Annotated in this window: 16 protein-coding genes; 11 read left to right on the top strand and 5 right to left on the bottom strand. The window is 38.1% G+C overall.

The features are described 5' to 3' along the window. Position 1 precedes the first annotated feature (1 nt). The 3 genes from ACFIJL_RS01760 to ACFIJL_RS01750 form a co-directional block, all read right to left on the bottom strand. The gene (locus tag ACFIJL_RS01760) at positions 2–904 is read right to left on the bottom strand and encodes a hemin ABC transporter substrate-binding protein (RefSeq protein ID WP_375622225.1); all 903 of its coding nucleotides are present in this window, start codon (positions 902–904) and stop codon (positions 2–4) included. Positions 905–922: 18 nt separating this feature from the next. Next, positions 923–1966: a hemin-degrading factor gene (locus ACFIJL_RS01755; protein WP_375622224.1), complete on the bottom strand. Its 1044-nt coding sequence runs from the start codon at positions 1964–1966 to the stop codon at positions 923–925. A gap of 270 nt (positions 1967–2236) precedes the next feature. Further along, the gene (locus tag ACFIJL_RS01750) at positions 2237–4417 is read right to left on the bottom strand and encodes a TonB-dependent hemoglobin/transferrin/lactoferrin family receptor (RefSeq protein ID WP_375622223.1); all 2181 of its coding nucleotides are present in this window, start codon (positions 4415–4417) and stop codon (positions 2237–2239) included. 245 nt (positions 4418–4662) lie between these two features. Between ACFIJL_RS01750 and ACFIJL_RS01745 the strand changes: the two genes are divergently transcribed. After that, the gene (locus tag ACFIJL_RS01745) at positions 4663–5433 is read left to right on the top strand and encodes a cell envelope integrity protein TolA (RefSeq protein ID WP_375622334.1); all 771 of its coding nucleotides are present in this window, start codon (positions 4663–4665) and stop codon (positions 5431–5433) included. A gap of 1041 nt (positions 5434–6474) precedes the next feature. On the opposite strand, the gene ACFIJL_RS01740 is transcribed toward ACFIJL_RS01745, so the two are convergent. Next, complete coding sequence (locus tag ACFIJL_RS01740; RefSeq protein WP_375622222.1) at positions 6475–8565, bottom strand: lytic transglycosylase domain-containing protein; 2091 nt, start codon at positions 8563–8565, stop codon at positions 6475–6477. A 250-nt stretch (positions 8566–8815) separates the two neighbouring features. Between ACFIJL_RS01740 and dapA the strand changes: the two genes are divergently transcribed. Both dapA and smpB read left to right on the top strand, forming a co-directional pair. Beyond that, positions 8816–9700, top strand: a complete 885-nt coding sequence (dapA, locus tag ACFIJL_RS01735; protein WP_375622221.1) for a 4-hydroxy-tetrahydrodipicolinate synthase — start codon at positions 8816–8818, stop codon at positions 9698–9700. Positions 9701–9718: 18 nt separating this feature from the next. Beyond that, entirely contained in the window at positions 9719–10195 is a 477-nt protein-coding gene (gene smpB, locus ACFIJL_RS01730; RefSeq protein WP_375622220.1) for an SsrA-binding protein SmpB, read from the top strand. Between the two features lie 48 nt (positions 10196–10243). Here smpB and ACFIJL_RS01725 read toward each other — a convergent pair whose 3' ends face one another. Then, on the bottom strand, positions 10244–10912 hold the full coding sequence (locus ACFIJL_RS01725) for a uracil-DNA glycosylase (protein ID WP_375622333.1): 669 nt from the start codon (positions 10910–10912) through the stop codon (positions 10244–10246). A gap of 568 nt (positions 10913–11480) precedes the next feature. Between ACFIJL_RS01725 and rpoZ the strand changes: the two genes are divergently transcribed. From rpoZ to era, 8 genes are all read left to right on the top strand, one after another. Further along, positions 11481–11879, top strand: a complete 399-nt coding sequence (rpoZ, locus tag ACFIJL_RS01720) for a DNA-directed RNA polymerase subunit omega (protein WP_273791104.1) — start codon at positions 11481–11483, stop codon at positions 11877–11879. Between the two features lie 128 nt (positions 11880–12007). Continuing rightward, positions 12008–14233 (top strand): RelA/SpoT family protein, encoded by a 2226-nt coding sequence (locus ACFIJL_RS01715; protein WP_375622219.1) that lies wholly within the window; start codon positions 12008–12010, stop codon positions 14231–14233. 16 nt (positions 14234–14249) lie between these two features. Further along, positions 14250–14828: an orotate phosphoribosyltransferase gene (pyrE, locus tag ACFIJL_RS01710; protein WP_375622332.1), complete on the top strand. Its 579-nt coding sequence runs from the start codon at positions 14250–14252 to the stop codon at positions 14826–14828. Positions 14829–14922: 94 nt separating this feature from the next. Next, positions 14923–15495, top strand: coding sequence for a DUF2062 domain-containing protein (locus ACFIJL_RS01705; protein ID WP_375622218.1), 573 nt, complete (start codon positions 14923–14925; stop codon positions 15493–15495). A gap of 62 nt (positions 15496–15557) precedes the next feature. Next, positions 15558–15959, top strand: a complete 402-nt coding sequence (gene acpS / locus ACFIJL_RS01700) for a holo-ACP synthase (protein ID WP_375622217.1) — start codon at positions 15558–15560, stop codon at positions 15957–15959. Between the two features lie 81 nt (positions 15960–16040). Then, positions 16041–16844: a signal peptidase I gene (lepB, locus tag ACFIJL_RS01695; RefSeq protein ID WP_375622216.1), complete on the top strand. Its 804-nt coding sequence runs from the start codon at positions 16041–16043 to the stop codon at positions 16842–16844. Next, positions 16825–17532, top strand: coding sequence for a ribonuclease III (rnc, locus tag ACFIJL_RS01690; protein WP_375622215.1), 708 nt, complete (start codon positions 16825–16827; stop codon positions 17530–17532). Before lepB ends, rnc begins: the two co-directional genes overlap by 20 nt. Then, positions 17525–18430, top strand: coding sequence for a GTPase Era (gene era / locus ACFIJL_RS01685; protein WP_375622214.1), 906 nt, complete (start codon positions 17525–17527; stop codon positions 18428–18430). Before rnc ends, era begins: the two co-directional genes overlap by 8 nt. The last annotated feature ends 15 nt before the right edge of the window (positions 18431–18445 follow it).

The following is an 18445-nucleotide window of genomic DNA, read 5'->3' as shown; positions in this document are numbered from 1 at the left end:
ATCAGCTCTTACCGTTTTGATGTGCACCATAAAGTATCTCAATAAGCTCTCTTGATGCGTCTGCAGTGCGTGGACCAAATCCCAAAAAATACATAGCATCCATCTGTTTTATGGCATGATTTTTCGCTGCAGTTGTTGCTTGAACTGCCGGTATGGCTAAAATCTTATCAATGCTGGTTGATTTTGCACCATGTTTTACAAGTAAGATAACATCGGGATCTGATTTCAATAACGCTTCGCCGTTGAGAAGTTTATATCCTTTATAATCGGTGATAGCATTGATAGCGCCTGAAAGTTTGATCATGCTATCAGCTGCGGTACCTGTTCCAGATGCCATGACACGTCCATTTTGCACAGAGAAAACAAAAAGAACACGCTTTGGTCTTGTTACTTTCGCCAAAAGCGCATCGTTGTCTAAAAAATCACGCTTCAATTTCTCAATCAACGCAGCGGCTTGCACTTCCCGCTGAATAGCTTGGCCAACGAGGCGAATCTTTTCTATCACATTTTCACGAGAGTAGTTTTCTGGTATGATCACCAGAGGTATTGATGTTTTTTTGAGAATATCAATTGTTGAAGCAGGACCGCTTCCTTCAACAAGTAATATGCCCTCTGGAGCAAGTGATAAAACCCCCTCAGGTGAAAGAGCACGCATATATCCAAGCACAGGAAGTTTGAGTGCTTCTTGTGGGTAGACGCTCGTACTATCACGGGCGACAAGTTGATCTTGGGCTCCCAATGCATAGACAATTTCTGTAAGTGCTCCGCCGATAGAAACAATTCGAGCATTTTCAGGAAAACGCGTTGCAGGTTCAGCAATTACTTGTTTAGAAAAACAAGTAAGAGAGAGAAATAAACACATAAGAAAAAGGTTTGATAACCTATGTAAAAGAGATCTGAACATGTTCAACCTTACCCTATCTTAGTTACTGCTGTTTTCTTGGCACGATGGCAAACGATTCAATAAAGAGCGCCAATCTTCACGTTCTTTTTGACCTTCCTTGCGCACGCCAAAGAATTGAATAACCATCTCATCATCTTTATCGAAAACTTCAAGTGAGCTGACATACCCATCAGTCGTAGGCTTGCGAACACGCCATACTTTATTGATCCCAGAAACGAGTAAATGGAGGTGAAATTTCTGATCAAGAACATTAAGCCAAGGTCCCATTTGCTTAATGTTCTTCACTTGCCCAGTGAAAATTTGGATACATCCTTTATTACCAACAAAACACATAATTGGTAACTCTTCTTGTGCAACTTGTTTGAGCATCATTTCAACAGCTTCTATTTTTAACTCATCGGCAAACTCATTTCCGGCATGTTTTACAGCATCATGTCGATTAATTTTCAGTTCAGAAATAATCTCATGAAGTTGATGCACATCAGTCATCTGTCGCCAACGATTTTGGAACTTTTCAACATCCAGCTTTGTCGTATCACATTGTACTGGAGTAGGAACGGGAGAAATATCAAGTACAGGTGATTGATCGTCATGAAGCAACTTTTCAACAAGTGCAGCCCATTCTTCCATATTAGTTGCGTCTTTAGAATAGAGTTTGAAAATGGCAATGCCATATTGATCAAAGAATTGCAAACTTTTCATAGGTGTTCCGAGAATAATCACATCATGTTCGAAACCAAACTTCCATTGTTTTGAAAAAATACGCAAGTCAATTTCACCGAGTGTTATCGGGATGTGCTGGCTTTGAACAATCTTCTCAAAACATCCTGTTATTTCATGGACAGCATTATTATTCCGTGTCAATGCCATAATTGTGCCAAGTTTAGGAGCATTTTCCAAGAAAGTAGCGACATCAGCGTGTAATTTTTTTGCTTTTCCGATTGTACAATAAGCCGCGATGAGTTCTGCTTCGGATATACCAATAGAATCCGCGAAATCGCGGTTACGCATCTCTTTTTTTTCTTCACGCAAGCGAATAATCGTTTCGGCTGTGTATGACATGGGCTTATCCTTATGCTACCTATTTGAGGGTTAAGTGTTTAATTTTTCAACTCAAAGACAGTAAGTTGAACCACTATCAACTAATGGTTCAACCTACTACCAAATAAGCCCTTGTTTTATCAACAATAGAACAATAAAAACCGATAAATTACAAAAGTTAAAGCGTAAACCGCAAAATATGTTGTTTAAAAAACAAGAAGAACAGAAACGCAATAATTTATTTTTTATCGACATAACCTTTTTAATTGATCTAATGGTTAACAAAAGTAACTAAAATTTTTGTACAAACGACACCTTAAAGTTACGACCAGGTTGGCTATAATAATCTTTTGGTGTTGAACTTTTACCTGAAGGAAGTTCAGATACATTCCAATATTTTGTATTGAAAAGATTATAAACACCAGCTCTTAAAATAGGTCCCGTTTCACCGAGTGGTTTCCACCACCCTGTCATATCAACGACATGATATCCTGGAATTTTTTGGTAATCAGATTCTCCGGCTACTTTGTCACGTTTGGCGGCCAAAGTAAGGATAATATCGCTTCCCCAAACCTCTTTTGCATATCCTAATCCGATAACTGCTTTCAAAGGAGGAATTGAGTTAAGATACTCCTTTTTATCAAGATCTTTTCCTTGTGAATAAGCAAGAGCAACATTGCTATGAAAACCATTTTTAAGAACTAAATGGGCTTTTGTCTCAACACCAAAAATTTGCACGTGAAAACGATTCATGTAATGCCGACGCGCAAATTTAAATTCTTCTGATGGCCCTCTATCCTCAGTATCTATGAAGTTCTTATATTGATTGAAAAAGGCATTGAAGGAACCACCAAAATTTACATTTCCATACTTTATACCAACATCATACCCATTGCTTGTTTCTGCTTTAAGATCAGGGTTGCCCTTCGAGTAATAAGCAGGGGGTTTTATATAAGAGACGTAAAGTTCTGCAACACGTGGTGCCCGAAAAGCTTGTGCCCATTGAGCATAAAGTGTTATTTGATCATGAACATCCCACTCTACACGTAATTTGGGGGAAAAACGTGACCCATTTCGTTCTGGAGGAAATTTGTCAGAAATCAGAGCTTTCTTATAAGAGGACGTTTTTTGAGGGACATACGCATACCAATCATAACGAATTCCAGGTGTTATACGGAAATGGTTATCAGCAAAGCCAATTTCATCTTCGAAAACAAAACCCAAATTATAGCCATTTGTATCTGGTGAATCTGACCGATTAGCGGGTACAAAGAGGCATCCCCGTGCATTTTCCGCCAAGTGACAATTATCTTTCCCTAACAAATAATGATGCAATTTAGATGACAAGACATTGGCCGCAAGCTTTAACGTATGATCTACAGTACCAATATGAACTTTTTTGAGAGCGTCAGCGTTGACACCATAATTGGTATTACGCAAAAAATTATCTCTCAAAAAATCCCCTGTGGGGGCCTTAACACGAACTGCAGTCATAATATCATGACTTGACTGTCTTTGCCAATAAATCTGCCCACGAAATGCATCAAAAAATGCATCTTCATTGCCGTTATAGTCATAAGAAAGAGAAAGGCGTTCACGGAGTTTTTCGTCCTTATTATAAACAGAACTAGGGGCATAATATCTTTTAGAAGCATTCAATGAATGTGTATCAATATTGTGACCAAAACGCTCTGCTGTAAAACCAAGGCGGTGATTGTCATCAAGGTATTGGTGAATTTTAAAGAGCAAATTATTTTGATCAAAATGAGCAGGGTTTTTACGTGTGCGTTCTTCATAGCCTTCTAGGGTTCCCATATTTTTGCGCTCATGACCGTCAGCATAAGACCCTTGGAAAAGCAAAAACGTTTGTTGAGCACGCATTGCAACAGCTTGATCTACGTGCCAACTATTATCGACAGAATGATAACCACCTCTTATCAGACCACCCCAATTTTTTCCTTCTGTGATAAGATCTTCAGGATCAAGGGTACGCAACGCAACAACTCCTCCTAGTGCACCAGATCCATAAAAACTAGAATCTGATCCCTGAATAACATCGAGTGTGGAAAGTGCACTAAAGTCAAACATTGTGTTACCACTGTTCTCACGCAATATATCATTGAACCATGGAAGAACAATACCATCCATTGTTGTGAGAACACGGTTTGCTTCTAAACCACGAATGACAAAACTGTTATTTCCTGGGTTATAGCCCACAGTTGGATAAAGACGACTAATATCATAGGCATCAGTTATTTGTTTTTCACGAATATCCTTCGCGGTTTTCCGATCTGTCAGAACACTGACCGAATCCAAGGCCGTCCCTATTTTTTTCTCTTCAATAACAATTGGTTTAAGTTCAGTGATAGCACCTCCATCTTTATTTCGTGCAAAAACAAATGAAGGTATACAGACCGATAATGCACTTAAAATCACACAGCTTTTATAGATATTTTTTCGTCTTATTTGCATAACACATCACAACCTTTTTAAACATCCCCTCTCTGTTTTGAAATTTTATTTTATAACAAAAAGGCTGGACCCGCTGATTAAAACTTGCCAGCCAAGCAAAAATGATTTTGCCAATAACACAAAATCACTAGAAAACCATATTAAACATGACAAAATCAGTCAAGAAAAAAGTTGCAATTTCAAAATAGCCTGTTTTAATGAGATTGAACACCAATATTAAGCTTAAAATAGTGGCAGAAGAAACGATGAATTTTGCAAATACGAAGCAATTATTAACTCTTTGGATTGGTGCATTTGTTGGAGCTTTCTTTTTGCATATATTATTGGGAGCGCAGTTTTATTTTCAAAGTACTGGTGTAAGTAATGACTTACTTTCGTCGGAGATTATGCTAACTTTTGTGCAAGAAACTGTACATTCGGATGTTGATACAGACTTGCCAGATATTCATACAGAGTCGGATATTAATACAGAGCCAGAAGTATTACAGTCTGATCTCCTAGAGAAGGAGTCAGAGGAATTGGAATCCGTGGCTGAAGTTCAACCGGAAGAACCACAGCATATGGTAGAACAAGATGACTTAAAGCCTTTGGAAGAAGCCTTTCCTCAAAAAGTGGAACATAAAGCGTTTATCAAAAAAACAATACCGATGCCAAAGGCTGTAGTAAAGCGCTTCAATGCAAAGGCAGTACGTTCTTCTTCCACCAATAAGGGTAGCGGTACAGCAGGGGCTGAAGATATATTGTTAATGGAGTGGTTAGCAAAGGTACAGTCACAATTAGAAAGGCAAAAAAATTATATTGTGGGACAGCGTACCAGTCGTACAAAAGGAACGGTGAAGTTAGAATTTATGGTACATGAGCAGGGGAGTATTTTTTCTAGTCGTGTAGCAGTCTCTGCTGGTGATCCAGAACTTGATCGATTAGCGATGGCGGCACTTCAACGCATTGGTTCTTTTCCACCACCGCCACCATCAAAAGTGAATAAAACAATCAGAGTATCCCTAATATTTAGCTGATTTTTTATGCGGGGCGCTTTTCTTATAATATATTGATTTATAATGATTGTTTATAATTTTAATGAAAGTTAAAATATAGTTTGTTCTAATTTTTTTGACGTTGAATTAATCAAAGCCATTCGCTTACTTATGATATAAGTTGAGGGGGAGCATGGATAAAAACTTCTAAAAAGCAGCGAATATACTTCTTATGAATGCTCTAAATGAAAGGGTTGTTGCAACATTGGGAGTTATGGGATGATAGAGCTATAGCTTTTATTAAGTAAAGGTTAATCGTGTCTAATCGATTTTTATACCGTTCGTAAGAGGATTTTCGTAAGTACTTTTCAGATACACTGTTGTAAAATGGACTTAGAAACATTAAAATAAAACAAGAATATAAACAAGAAAAACATACTATTTTGGGGTGCTTTGTTTTGTGTGAAAGATGTGAGCTTATATGTAAAGCTTATATGTAAAAATGAGAAAAACAAAAAGCAAAATTTCATCTTCATTATTAAAAGATATTGACATATTTAAAAGTCGTAAAACCGAATGAAAAGGGAAGATGCAGAAGAAAATTGTTTGTCTTTAAAGGCTTTCTAACTCAATGAGTCTGTCATTCTGTTATCAGAGATAATCCAAACGATATATATAACAACCTCTTATTTGGTGTAGAAGTGTTATAAGCAGAAAAAATAGTTTTTAAAAAATGCTGTTTCACAAGATTTGAATATTGTCTAATAAGCAGCAGTAAAAGGATGAGCTATTTGTTTCACTCTTTTCTTATATTTGTAATCTCTATGATATTGTCGTTTATGTTGAGAAGAAATGAACTATTTGTACGACATGTTGATTTATAATGATAATTCATCATTTTGTATTTGGAATAAAAGACCAAAATAGCGGAGGGTTTTCTCATTTCGAATTTATTAATACTGAATTAATTAAAATTACTTTTTTATATATCCTAAGAAGGTTGGTATGTGGGTACTATTTAAAAAGGAATAAAAACACTTCTTGTGAACGCATTTCAAATGCTATTTGGGAAGTTAAGGCATATTATTTGGGGTGACCAGAAAGCAGGTCGGTTTTTATATCTATTTTCCCAGTGAGTCTTGCTTTGTAGACACCATAATTTTCCATGACACGCATCACGTAATTACGTGTTTCTGTATAAGGAATACGCTCAATCCAATCAATGACGTTATCGAGAGGTTGTCCTCGAGGATCGCCATAACGTTTTATCCATTCATTGACTCGACGGGGACCCGCATTATAGCCAATAAGGGTTAGTATATAGGATCCATTAAAACGTTCTAATTGTTCATTGAGAAAATGGGCACCTAATGTTGCATTATAATGAGCATCACTGCTAAATTTTTGAGGAGACCATGCGATTGAGTATTTTTTTGCCAGTGCTTTTGCTGTTGTAGGCAGCAATTGGAGTATACCTTGTGCACCTGCTTTTGATATGGCTGTTGGATTAAATTCGCTTTCTTGGCGTGCAATGGCATAGATAAGCGATTTTTCTTCTACAGAAATATGAGCAGAAGCTGGTATAGCTCCCAGAGGATGAGAAAGTGCCCCGACGTTTTTCCCTTGAAAAGCAGCCATTTTTCCAATTTTGAGGCTGGTATAATAGTCTCCATTTTTTTCTGCCATAACAGCTAGAAGAGCTAACTCACCTGGGCTTTCTATTTTTTTTCCGAGCTCTCTATAAAAAATTTTAGCAAAATCAGCATAGCCGGCTGCTTCAAGACGTTGAATTGCTTTGATCGCTTTTCGTGCACTAAAATGTTGTCGCTCAGCGGTTGTTGGTTTGGGAAAGAAAATTTTAAGCTTTTTTTGGTTAAGTCGTGCAGCGGCTAATTGACCATAGTAAGTTGCACCAAAATGAGCTGCGCGATGAAAGTATTGCTGGGCATTTTTATGTTCTTCTAGCGTTTCTGCTGTTCGTCCCATCCAGTAATATCCACGTGATGCATAAAAAGGTAAAGAAGAGAGTTGAGGAATACGTGAAAAATGCTGCATTGCCAATTTAGGGTTATGAAGAAACCGTAGTGCATACCACCCTGCATGAAACTCAGCATCGACGGCTAATGCAGATGTTATACCAGTGTGCATTGCAACAAGTTGATAAGCAATTTTTGGTTTGTTTAAATCGAGCATTTCACGAGAAAGGGCGCGTTGTTCTTTCCACAATGAATGAGGGTTCATAAGGCGGAATGCATCTTTTGATATTTTCATCATGAGTGCTGCTGCTGCATCATATTGCTCTGTTCGTCGAAGATGGCGTATTCGAGCAAACTGAAAAAGAGGATCTTTTTGCCATGATCTCTCTACAGCTTTTAATTTTTGTGTAGCTCTAGGATCATTTTTTTCAACGGCCACAAAAGCATTAAAAAGAGATTGAGCATGGGCTAATTTTGCAACGCGTGCTGCTGAATCAAAACGATGTGCATACAGCATAAACTGCATGCGTTTCAAATGATCAATAGGTTTTAATGCAGCGCTTGCATTTTTAAGAACAAATACTTCTTCTTTTGCATTAAGCTGTGTTTTATGCCACCATGGCGCAATAACGTGTTGAGCACGAGTGGTTTGTCCCGTTGCGATAAGTGCTTTAGCGAAGAGAGCCATCCCTTGTGCTGTTTGGGGCGGGTGATGAGAAAATTTTTGGATGATTGCGCGTGTGACGTTGGTTTCATTAAGAAAAGCACGTTCAGCATTGCGTTGCATCGTTTCTATACCTGGCCATCCTTTTAGCATGTTGATTGCATTAAATATTTCAGAACTTGGTATATTCGCTTGGTTTGATACCCCCAGCGCCCATGTCAAAATATGACGATCAAGGCTATGTGTTTCCATTGAATTTCGAAGATTTATTGTTTTTGCAATATTGTTGTTTGCTAGTGCATCTAGCCCAGCTTTTAGTTGCTGAAGTGTAGCAGTATTGTGTGATGTCGTGTGTATCTGTTGAAGAGATTCTTGAGCTTCTTTTGCGGTAAAGGGAGTAGGGCGAACCAAAGGGATTGGCGCTTTTCCTTGCAAAAGAGGTGTTTGTGCATATGCACTTGAAAATAAAATTCTTACTGCCAGTATAAGTGCAGTAAAGGTTGATACGAAAAGAGAGGTGGAAAATACACGCATAGAGAAAAGACCTTGAGACCTTGCTTTTTGTAAAAACTTAAGGATTTATAGAACACAAGCGTGAAAAACGCGTTAATACAGACGGCTTGTTTTGAAGAAATGTTCAACATTTAAGGAGGGACATTTTCATCTTATGAGGGCTTTTTTTGAAATTCATCTTGCTTCAATGATAGAGCAAGATTATGCTCTATTTAAAATTTATAAAAGGCGATTATAAAAAAATAAAAGCAAATATTATAGGGAGTTTATCATGCTCAAGGGAGCTATAACTGCGCTTATCACACCGTTTGATAACAAGGGCGCAATTGATGAGAAGGCGTTTTGTGATTTTGTTGAATGGCAGATCACACAAGGGATTAACGGTGTAAGCCCTGTTGGGACAACAGGTGAATCAGCAACGTTAAGTCATGAAGAACATAAGCGGATTATAGAATTGTGTGTTGAGCAGGTTGCAAAGCGTGTTCCTGTTGTTGCTGGAGCGGGATCAAATAGCACAAGCGAGGCTGTAGAGCTTGCACAATACGCGCAAAAAGCTGGTGCAGATGCAGTTTTGGTTGTCACTCCCTATTATAATAGACCAAATCAATCTGGTTTATACAAGCATTTTTCTTCCATTGCCAAAGCTGTTTCTATTCCAATTATAATTTATAATATTCCTGGTCGTTCTATTATCGATATGGCTGTAGAAACGATGAAAGACCTTTATCAAGATTTTAACAATATCATTGGTGTTAAGGATGCAACGAGCAGAATTGAGCGCGTTAGTGAACAAGGTGAAAAGTGTGGAAAAGATTTTGTGCAGCTTTCCGGTGATGATTGTACGGCGTTAGGTTTTAATGCACATGGAGGTGTTGGGTGTATTTCAGTTTCCTCTAATGTTGCTCCAAAGCTTTGTGCAGAGCTTCAAGCCGCTTGTTTTCGTGGTGATTATAAAACAGCACGAGAATTAAATGATCGCTTGATGCCTCTTAATCGTGCTGTGTTTATTGAACCTAGTCCAGCAGGTATTAAATATGCTGCTGCAAAATTAGGGTTTTGTGGTGATACTGTGCGTTCTCCTATTGTTCCATTAACAGAAAGAACAAAAAAGATTATTGATGCAGCCCTCAGTCATGCTGGTCTTTTAAAAGCGTAAAATGATATTGACAAAGCCATGAATAAAAAAAAGAACGCGCCCGTACGGAAAATAATTGCTGACAATCGTAAAGCACGTTTTAATTTTGAAATTCTCGATAATCTTGAGGCGGGTCTTGTTCTTCAGGGAGCGGAAGTAAAGTCTTTACGTTCCAATCACGCCAATATTGCTGAAAGCTATGCGAGTTTTGAAAATGGGGAATTATGGTTAGTAAACAGCTATATTCCTGAATATACGCAGGCTAATCGTTTTAATCATGAACCACGACGTTTGCGCAAATTATTACTTTCAAAACGTGAGATGGCACGTTTTTTTAATGCAACGTCTCGTGAAGGAATGACACTTGTTCCTCTTAAACTTTATTTTAATGAACGAGGGCGCGTTAAGTTGGAGATCGCTCTAGCGCGAGGGAAAAAGCTTCATGATAAGCGCGAAACAGAAAAAAAACGCGATTGGGGACGTGAAAAAGCAAGACTTTTAAAAAGGTATGGCTGATGGGTGCGATCTAGATATTCTTTATTCATAGCGCTGTTTAAAACAGTTTTAGCATTGATCTAAGTATGTTTTTGCTGCTTGAAAGATTTGATGAAACATGGCGTCTGTCAAACGTCCAGTATTTGTATTATAACGAGAACAGTGATAACTTGAAAAGATGCGTAATCTGCCAATATTATTGATTTCACCATGTCCAAAAGGATGAGCTAAAACTTTTGCATTAAGGGCACGTATCGTAGAATGGTGCGCAATGGTGCCTAAGGTAATAACGGCTTTAAGTTTGGGAAGATTTGTTAAAAGAGGTGAGAAGAAATAACGGCATGTGTTAATTTCTGCACCGGTGGGTTTATTTTCTGGTGGAACACAACGAACAGAGTTAACAATTGCTGCATCAATAAGTTCAAGAGTATCGTCTGCTCTTTCTTCAAAGGTTCCTTTGGCAAAACCAAACTTTTTTAAAGTTGAATAAAGTAAGTGCCCAGCATAATCACCAGTAAATGGACGTCCAGTTCGATTTGCTCCGCGTAATCCAGGAGCAAGCCCAACAATAAGAAGGCGTGTTGTGTCTGGCCCTTTATAAGGAAAGAATGGACGCACCGGTGCGTTATACCAACTTGGTTCTTTTACACGCCAGTCAGCGATAAATTGATGAAGCCTAGGGCATAAATTGCAATTTTGGGGTGGTTCTGGGCAAAGTGATGTTAATTGGCTATTCATGGTGTTAGGCATCAATCGATTTTCTATTTTTTTGAGTCTTTTATAGCGTATATGATGGGCTATGTTTTGATAAACAATCTATAGTGAATATAAATAAACTTTTTTAGAAGAAAGTTTAATATAAACTTATTGCTCATTATTGTGTAAAGAGAGGTAGTCTTTCAGTAATTTATTCGATGAATAAGAGTGCAATACACATGATGTTCAAAGAAAAAAGTTCTCTCTTTAGACAAAGATATTATCATAAAAGTATGCATAAGGCTGCCGTTATTGCAAAGGATTTTAAACAGCTGGTATTCCTTTTAAAAGGATAAGGACTCCAGACAAGTATTTTGTCAAGAAAGACCGACCTTTGTTTGAAGTCAATCTATTGGAATGCTTTTAAAAGAAGTTTTGATAACAAACATGAATAGGTTATACATTTTATAAATTTTCCAAGAATTTTCTTAAATAAGTTCTTTAATCAAAAAATATAAAAGCTTGTGTTGTTTTTCTTGTGTTTTATTTTGATTATTGTATATACTCCTTTATTCGCTATTAAATTTTTTTATTTGAGAAAGAGGCATAAATGGCCCGCGTAACGGTAGAAGATTGTATTGATAAAGTTGACAACCGCTTTGAATTGGTACTTTTAGCAGGTCATCGGGCGCGTCAGATTTCACAAGGAGCGCAGATTACGGTTGATCGTGATAATGATAAAAATCCAGTTGTTGCTTTGCGTGAAATAGCAGAAGAAACATTGTCGCCTGCTGATTTAAAGGAAGATCTTATTCATTCGCTGCAAAAGCATGTGGAAGTAGATGAGCCAGAAATGGCAAGTGAATTTATTACCCATTCAGGTGAAGCTGAAAGTGTTTTTAATACGTCATCGCAAGAAGAAGGTACTTCATTTGATCATATGTCAGAAGAAGAGCTTTTAGCTGGTATTGAAGGTTTGGTTGTTCCAGAAAAAAGTGACGATTATTAATTGCAGCAATTTATGTTACAGGAGTAAAAATACCTTGTCATGTAAGGAGCAATTATTTTTCTTGTCTTTTATTGATAGGACATGTTCAATGAAGATTAGAGGTGTGAAAAGATAAAGGATATGCTCGTATGATGCGTCAGTGTGAGCTTGTTGGACGTGTTCAACGTTACAAGTCTGACGTAGATGAGGCTCTTTTAAACAGGGCCTATGATTATGCAATGAGAAAGCATGCACATCAAAAGCGTGCGTCAGGTGATCTTTATTTTTCTCATCCTTTAGAAGTTGCTGCTATTTTAACAGATATGCGGTTGGACGAGGCAACGATTGCTGTTGCTCTTTTGCATGATACAATTGAAGATACAAGCGCTACACGAGCAGAAATTGATCAGCTTTTTGGTTCTGAAATTGGGAAGTTGGTTGAAGGGCTTACAAAGCTTAATAAGCTTGATCTTGTATCAAAGAAAGCTGTACAGGCAGAAAATCTTCGTAAACTTCTTATTGCTATTTCTGATGATGTTCGTGTTCTTTTAGTCAAACTCGCTGACCGTCTTCATAATATGCGTACCCTTGGTGTTATGCGTGATGATAAACGTCGGCGAATTGCTGAGGAGACGATGGATATCTATGCGCCACTTGCAGGCCGTATGGGTATGCAGGATATGCGTGAGGAATTAGAGGATCTCTCTTTCTTTTATTTAAATCCAGAAGGTTATCGTACGATTACCAATCGACTTTCTGAATTATTGAAACACAACCGTGATTTGCTTTCCACAATTGAAAATGAATTGACAAAACTTTTTTTCGAAAATGGCATTAAAGCAGATGTTAAAAGTCGTCAAAAAAAATCTTATTCAGTCTTTCGCAAAATGGAAAGTAAAGCACTCTCTTTTGAACAATTATCGGATATTTTTGGATTTCGTGTGATTGTTGAGTCCGTGAATGATTGTTATCGTGCTCTTGGTGTCATTCATACGACATGGCCAATGGTTCCTGGTCGTTTTAAAGATTATATCTCTATACCAAAGCAAAATGATTATCGTTCTATTCATACAACAATCGTGGGTCCTTCAAGACAACGTGTTGAGTTGCAAATTAGAACGGCTGCTATGGATGAAGTTGCTGAATATGGGGTTGCTGCTCATTCCATATATAAAGAGCACGGTTCCAATTATTCGACTTTGAAGTTATCAAGTGAAACGAATGCTTATGCATGGTTGCGTCAAACGATACAATCTTTGTCTGATGGAGATAATCCAGAAGAGTTTTTAGAACATACAAAACTTGAGCTTTTTCAGGACCAAGTTTTTTGTTTTACGCCGAAAGGTCGATTAATTGCTTTTCCTAAAGGAGCTACGCCTATTGATTTTGCTTATGCCGTCCATACAGACATTGGTGATTCTTGTGTGGGTGTAAAAATCAATGGTCGTATTATGCCTTTAATGACCAAATTAAAAAATGGTGATGAGGTTGATATTATTCGCTCACACGCTCAAATTCCGCCAGCAGCATGGGAATTTCTTGTTGTCACAGGTAAAGCACGTTCAGCTATTCGACGAGCAAGTCGTGCAGCGGTACGTAAACAATATTCGGGCTTAGGATATCGTATTCTCGAGCGTTCATTTGAATATATGGGAAAGCAATTTTCAAAAGACCTTTTGAAGAAAGTTTTGCCACGTTTAGCACGTAAAGATGTCGAGGATGTATTGGCTGCTGTTGGGCGTGGAGAGCTGTTTTCCGCTGATGTGATTAAAGCGGTTTATCCTGATTATCAAGATCACCGTGTAGTACAAAAGTCCTCTTTTAAGCCTGGGGAAGAAGGTTGGTTTAATATTGAAAATGCTCAAGGTATGATTTTTAAAGTTCCAGAAAATGAAAAGAATGCAATGGTCGAGAATCATCAATCTAAAGCCTTGCCTATTAGAGGAACCCGTGGAGATATACCCGTACGTTTTTCACCGGAAGGAGCAGTACCTGGAGATCGGATTGTTGGTATTATGCAGCCAGGAGCAGGGATCGTTATTTATCCAATACAGTCTTCAGCTTTGATGGCGTATGATGATCAGCCAGAACGATGGATTGATGTCCGCTGGGATATTGATGCCCAAATGAATGAACGTTTTCCTGCACGGATGAATATTTTGGTTGTAAATAGTCCTGGTTCTTTGGCTGAAATTACACAAATAATTTCTGCTAACGATGCCAATATCCAAAATTTATCTTTTATCCGTACAGCACCAGATTTTACAGAAATTATGATTGATTTGGAAGTGTGGGATTTAAAACATTTGAATCGTATTTTTTCTCAGTTAAAAGAGGCAGGTTCAGTCAGTACAGTACGGCGGGTTCATGGATAAAAAGAAAGATTTTGCAATGAATACACAAGATGTCATTGATATTTTTAAACAAGCAGATGCCATTCTAGAAGGGCATTTTATTTTAACATCGGGGCGCCATAGTGCGATTTATATGCAAAAAGCGAAAGTATTCATGCATGCTGACTTGACGGAAAAGTTATGTCGTGGATTGGCTGAAAAAATCAAAACATCTATCGATGGAAAAATTGATTATGTTGTTGGTCCCGCAATTGGCGGTCTTATTCCTTCCTATGAAACTTCACGTCACCTTGGTGTTCCTTCTCTTTGGGTAGAGCGTGTAAATGGCATCTTTGAATTGCGTCGTTTTGAAATCAAGAAGGGTGCACGGGTTGTTATTGTTGAAGATATTGTGACAACGGGTCTTTCCATTCGTGAGACTGTTGAAGCGCTTGTTACAGCAGGAGCAGAGGTATTGGCCAGTGCATGTATTCTTGATCGTTCTGGTGGTAAGGTCAATGTTGGAGTTCCATTGATTGCGCTTGCTGAATACGAGATAACCTCTTATGCTAGTGATGCTCTTCCTGCAGAGCTTTCTGTTCTTCCAGCGATTAAGCCAGGTAGTCGAAATATTTAATTGTTGTTCTATTTTTTTTTGTGCAAAAGCTTAAAAAGATTAATTTGGATGATATAGGTTATTTCATTATCAAAAGATGTATATTGAGAGTCATATGCTTTTTCGTCGTCGAGAACCAATAGATTTTGTAACGCGTATTCGACTTTGGTTATGGCCACGTCGTTCATTTTCTCGCTCATTTTGCTACATATATAAACGTATTTTGCGTATATCAGCAACACCGCATGAAGTAGCATTAGGGGTTGCTGTTGGCATTTTTTTAGCTTGTTCCCCTTTCTTTGGGCTGCATATTATTTTGGCAATATTTTTTTCTTGGCTTTTGCGTGCAAACTTTGCTGCCGCAATCATTGGGACGATTTTTTCTAATCCACTCACATTTTTATTGATTATCATGGCTGATTATAAAGTAGGGTATTTTTGTTTATCACTTTTTAGCGATGTCAAAGAGATTTCTCTTTCGCAAATTCGTGCTCTATTTAATGGTTTGACATTGTCAAATCTCTCTCTCCTCTTTAAAGGCGCATGGGACACAATTATGAGTCCTATGATTTTAGGTGGAACTCTTTTAGGTATTATTTTTGGTGGTTTATCTTATATAGGTGTTTACAGAGCAACGGTTCGTTTTAAACAAAAGCGATATCAAAAGATTATAAAAAAAAGGCGTTAAAAGAAGCATTCATCGCCTGTATTAAAACAGAAATAAATTTAAGAAAGATCGGGTAATATCTTATGATTGTTGGTCTTGGAAATGATCTGGTTGATATACGACGTATTGAGAAAATGTTGGTTCGTTATGGTGAGCGTTTTATCCAACGTATTTTTACGGATATTGAAAAAAATAGATCTGAAAATCTCAAAAAAAGCTCCTCTTCCTATGCAAAAAGATTTGCTGCTAAAGAAGCATGTGCTAAAGCCTTAGGAACAGGAATCGCTTGTGGTATCAATTGGAAAGACATGGGGGTAGTTAATTTGCCATCTGGTAAACCAACAATGCAATTAACAAATCGTGCGCAAGTGCAACTTCAAAAATTATTACCTCCTCATCATGAGGCAGTTATTCATCTTAGTATAACAGATGATTTTCCTTGGGCACAGGCATTTATTATTATTGAAGCACTTCCACGTGGATAGACGGTGTGAGAGATTGTGCTTTTGTTATTTGAATATTATGATGAAAAAAAGTTATATCTGGTGATGAGAAGGCAGTTGGTGATGATCGAAAAAGATAAAGTGCATAAAAAAGGTGGGATTCGTGAATTTATTTCTGTTTTAATACAGGCTCTGCTTTTAGCAGCGTTTATTCGGACACTTTTTTTCCAGCCGTTTAGTATTCCTTCCGGTTCAATGCGTCCGACTTTGCTTGTGGGGGATTATCTGTTTGTTTCTAAGTATGCATATGGGTATTCTCATTTTTCCCTTCCCTTTTCTCCTCCCCTTTTTTCTGGACGTATTTGGGCATCTCAACCTCAACGTGGAGATGTGGTCGTTTTTCGCTTACCAAGTAATCCGAAGATTGATTATATAAAACGCGTTGTTGGGTTACCAGGTGATCGTATACAAGTCCGTCAAAGTGTCCTTTATATTAATGATGAGGCTGTTTCACGTCACTTTATAGGGGAGATTGATAATTCTGATATAACAGAGGTTAACTATCCTGTTGAGGTTTATCGCGAGACAATGCCTAACGGTGTTAGTTATGATACACTTGATTTAGCTTTCATCCCAAAAGTTGATGATACAGAAGTCTTTGAAGTTCCTCAAGGACATTACTTTATGATGGGAGATAACCGCGACAATTCAGATGATAGTCGTTTAGATGTAGGCTATGTTCCAGAAGAAAATCTTATTGGTCGCGCGAGCGTGATTTTCTTTTCTATCAGTAATGGTTCAAGTGCTTGGCAGATTTGGCGCTGGCCATTTGATGTGCGTTGGAAGCGTTTGTTTTCTTTCATAAATACGGTTCATGATTTGCCGCTTATCAAGCAAGGAAACAACGATGAAACGTCTCATGATTGATCAGCTTTTCAAGCTGACAGGGCATCGTTTTAAAGATGAAGAGAGATTAAAAAGGGCATTAACACATTCAAGTGTACAAGATTCGGAACAGGGGAATTATGAACGATTAGAGTTTCTAGGTGATCGGGTTTTAGGGCTTTTGATTGCAGAGATGCTGTATCAACTTTTTCCTCAGGCAAGTGAAGGTGAATTATCAGTCCGTTTGAATCATCTGGTCAATGCGCAGACATGTGCTGATATTGCGCGCGAAATGAGGCTGCCTGATATGATCCATGTCGGGTTTGAGATGAAAAGTTTTGAGGGGCGTCGACTCATCAATATGCATGCAGATGTCGTGGAAGCTTTGATTGCCGTAATATATCTCGATGGAGGCTTGGAAAGCGTTCGCCCTTTTATTCAAAAATATTGGCAAAGTCGGGCAAAGAAAATGGATGCTGGTCGACGTGATGCCAAGACAGAATTACAGGAATGGGCACATATCCAAGGCAATGCACAACCACATTATCAGGTTATCAAACGTTCAGGTCCAGATCACGATCCTGTTTTTATGGTAGAGGTCAGTATTTCTGGGTTTGCTTCAGAGATTGGGCAGGGAAGCTCCAAAAGATATGCCGAAAGAATGGCAGCTGAAAAAATTTTGCGACGAGAGGGTGTATGGAAAACAGTGGGAAAAAATGATCATGAGTGACGTTATGAAAACGCGTTCTGGGTTTGTTGTGCTTATTGGGATGCCTAATGCCGGTAAATCGACACTGGTTAATCAATTGGTTGGAACAAAGGTTTCAATTGTAACGCATAAGGTACAAACAACCCGCACTTTAATCCGCGGTATTGTCATTCATGATGATGTGCAAATTGTGTTGGTCGATACACCGGGTGTTTTTCGTCCCCATAAGCGCTTAGAACGAGCCATGGTCTCTGCTGCTTGGGGAGGGGCTAAGAGCGCTGATGTTCTACTCGTTTTAATCGACGCTCAAAATGGTCTTTCGGATGAAGTTGATATGATGTTAGATATTGTAAACAATCTGAAACAAGAAAAAGTTCTTGTTCTTAATAAGGTTGATACAGTTGTTAAATCATCTCTTCTAGCGTTAACCACTAAAATAAATGAACGTGTAAAGTTTGCGCAAACATTTATGATTTCTGCTCTAAACGGTTCTGGTTGCAAGGATTTACTTCATGCGTTGAGTAATATGATGCAGGAGGGGCCATGGTATTATCCGGAAGATCAAATTTCTGATATGCCCATGCGTCATCTTGCTGCTGAAATTACGCGTGAAAAACTTTTTTTTCGTCTTCATGATGAACTTCCTTATTCCTCAACGGTTGAAACAGAAAACTGGGAAGAGCGTTCAGATGGTTCCGTTAAAATTAATCAAGTTATTTATGTCGAGCGTGAGAGTCAGAAAAAAATTGTTTTAGGAGCAAAAGGCGGTACAATTAAAGCGATTGGACAAGCAGCACGTAAAGAACTCATGGAAATTATGGATCAAAAGGTGCATCTTTTTCTCTTTGTGAAAGTGCGCGATAATTGGGATACCGATCCAGAACGTTATCGTGAAATGGGATTGGATTTTTTAAAATAAGATTTTTAAAAAATA

Source organism: Bartonella sp. TT119HLJHH (assembly GCF_042193385.1).
In the GTDB taxonomy this organism is placed as follows: domain Bacteria; phylum Pseudomonadota; class Alphaproteobacteria; order Rhizobiales; family Rhizobiaceae; genus Bartonella.
Note: the sequence above shows the minus strand (reverse complement) of the source record. Positions and strands in the feature narration are given on the sequence as shown.

Coding starts and splice junctions, on each gene's coding strand:
- ACFIJL_RS01725 (WP_375622333.1), bottom strand. CDS start 10,912: ATGAATAGCCAATTAACATCACTTTGCCCAGAACCACCCCAAAATTGC.
- smpB (WP_375622220.1), top strand. CDS start 9,719: ATGAATAAAAAAAAGAACGCGCCCGTACGGAAAATAATTGCTGACAAT.
- lepB (WP_375622216.1), top strand. CDS start 16,041: ATGATCGAAAAAGATAAAGTGCATAAAAAAGGTGGGATTCGTGAATTT.
- ACFIJL_RS01745 (WP_375622334.1), top strand. CDS start 4,663: ATGAATTTTGCAAATACGAAGCAATTATTAACTCTTTGGATTGGTGCA.
- acpS (WP_375622217.1), top strand. CDS start 15,558: ATGATTGTTGGTCTTGGAAATGATCTGGTTGATATACGACGTATTGAG.
- pyrE (WP_375622332.1), top strand. CDS start 14,250: ATGAATACACAAGATGTCATTGATATTTTTAAACAAGCAGATGCCATT.
- rnc (WP_375622215.1), top strand. CDS start 16,825: ATGAAACGTCTCATGATTGATCAGCTTTTCAAGCTGACAGGGCATCGT.
- ACFIJL_RS01740 (WP_375622222.1), bottom strand. CDS start 8,565: ATGCGTGTATTTTCCACCTCTCTTTTCGTATCAACCTTTACTGCACTT.
- ACFIJL_RS01705 (WP_375622218.1), top strand. CDS start 14,923: ATGCTTTTTCGTCGTCGAGAACCAATAGATTTTGTAACGCGTATTCGA.
- rpoZ (WP_273791104.1), top strand. CDS start 11,481: ATGGCCCGCGTAACGGTAGAAGATTGTATTGATAAAGTTGACAACCGC.
- ACFIJL_RS01760 (WP_375622225.1), bottom strand. CDS start 904: ATGTTCAGATCTCTTTTACATAGGTTATCAAACCTTTTTCTTATGTGT.
- ACFIJL_RS01750 (WP_375622223.1), bottom strand. CDS start 4,417: ATGCAAATAAGACGAAAAAATATCTATAAAAGCTGTGTGATTTTAAGT.
- era (WP_375622214.1), top strand. CDS start 17,525: ATGAGTGACGTTATGAAAACGCGTTCTGGGTTTGTTGTGCTTATTGGG.
- dapA (WP_375622221.1), top strand. CDS start 8,816: ATGCTCAAGGGAGCTATAACTGCGCTTATCACACCGTTTGATAACAAG.
- ACFIJL_RS01715 (WP_375622219.1), top strand. CDS start 12,008: ATGATGCGTCAGTGTGAGCTTGTTGGACGTGTTCAACGTTACAAGTCT.
- ACFIJL_RS01755 (WP_375622224.1), bottom strand. CDS start 1,966: ATGTCATACACAGCCGAAACGATTATTCGCTTGCGTGAAGAAAAAAAA.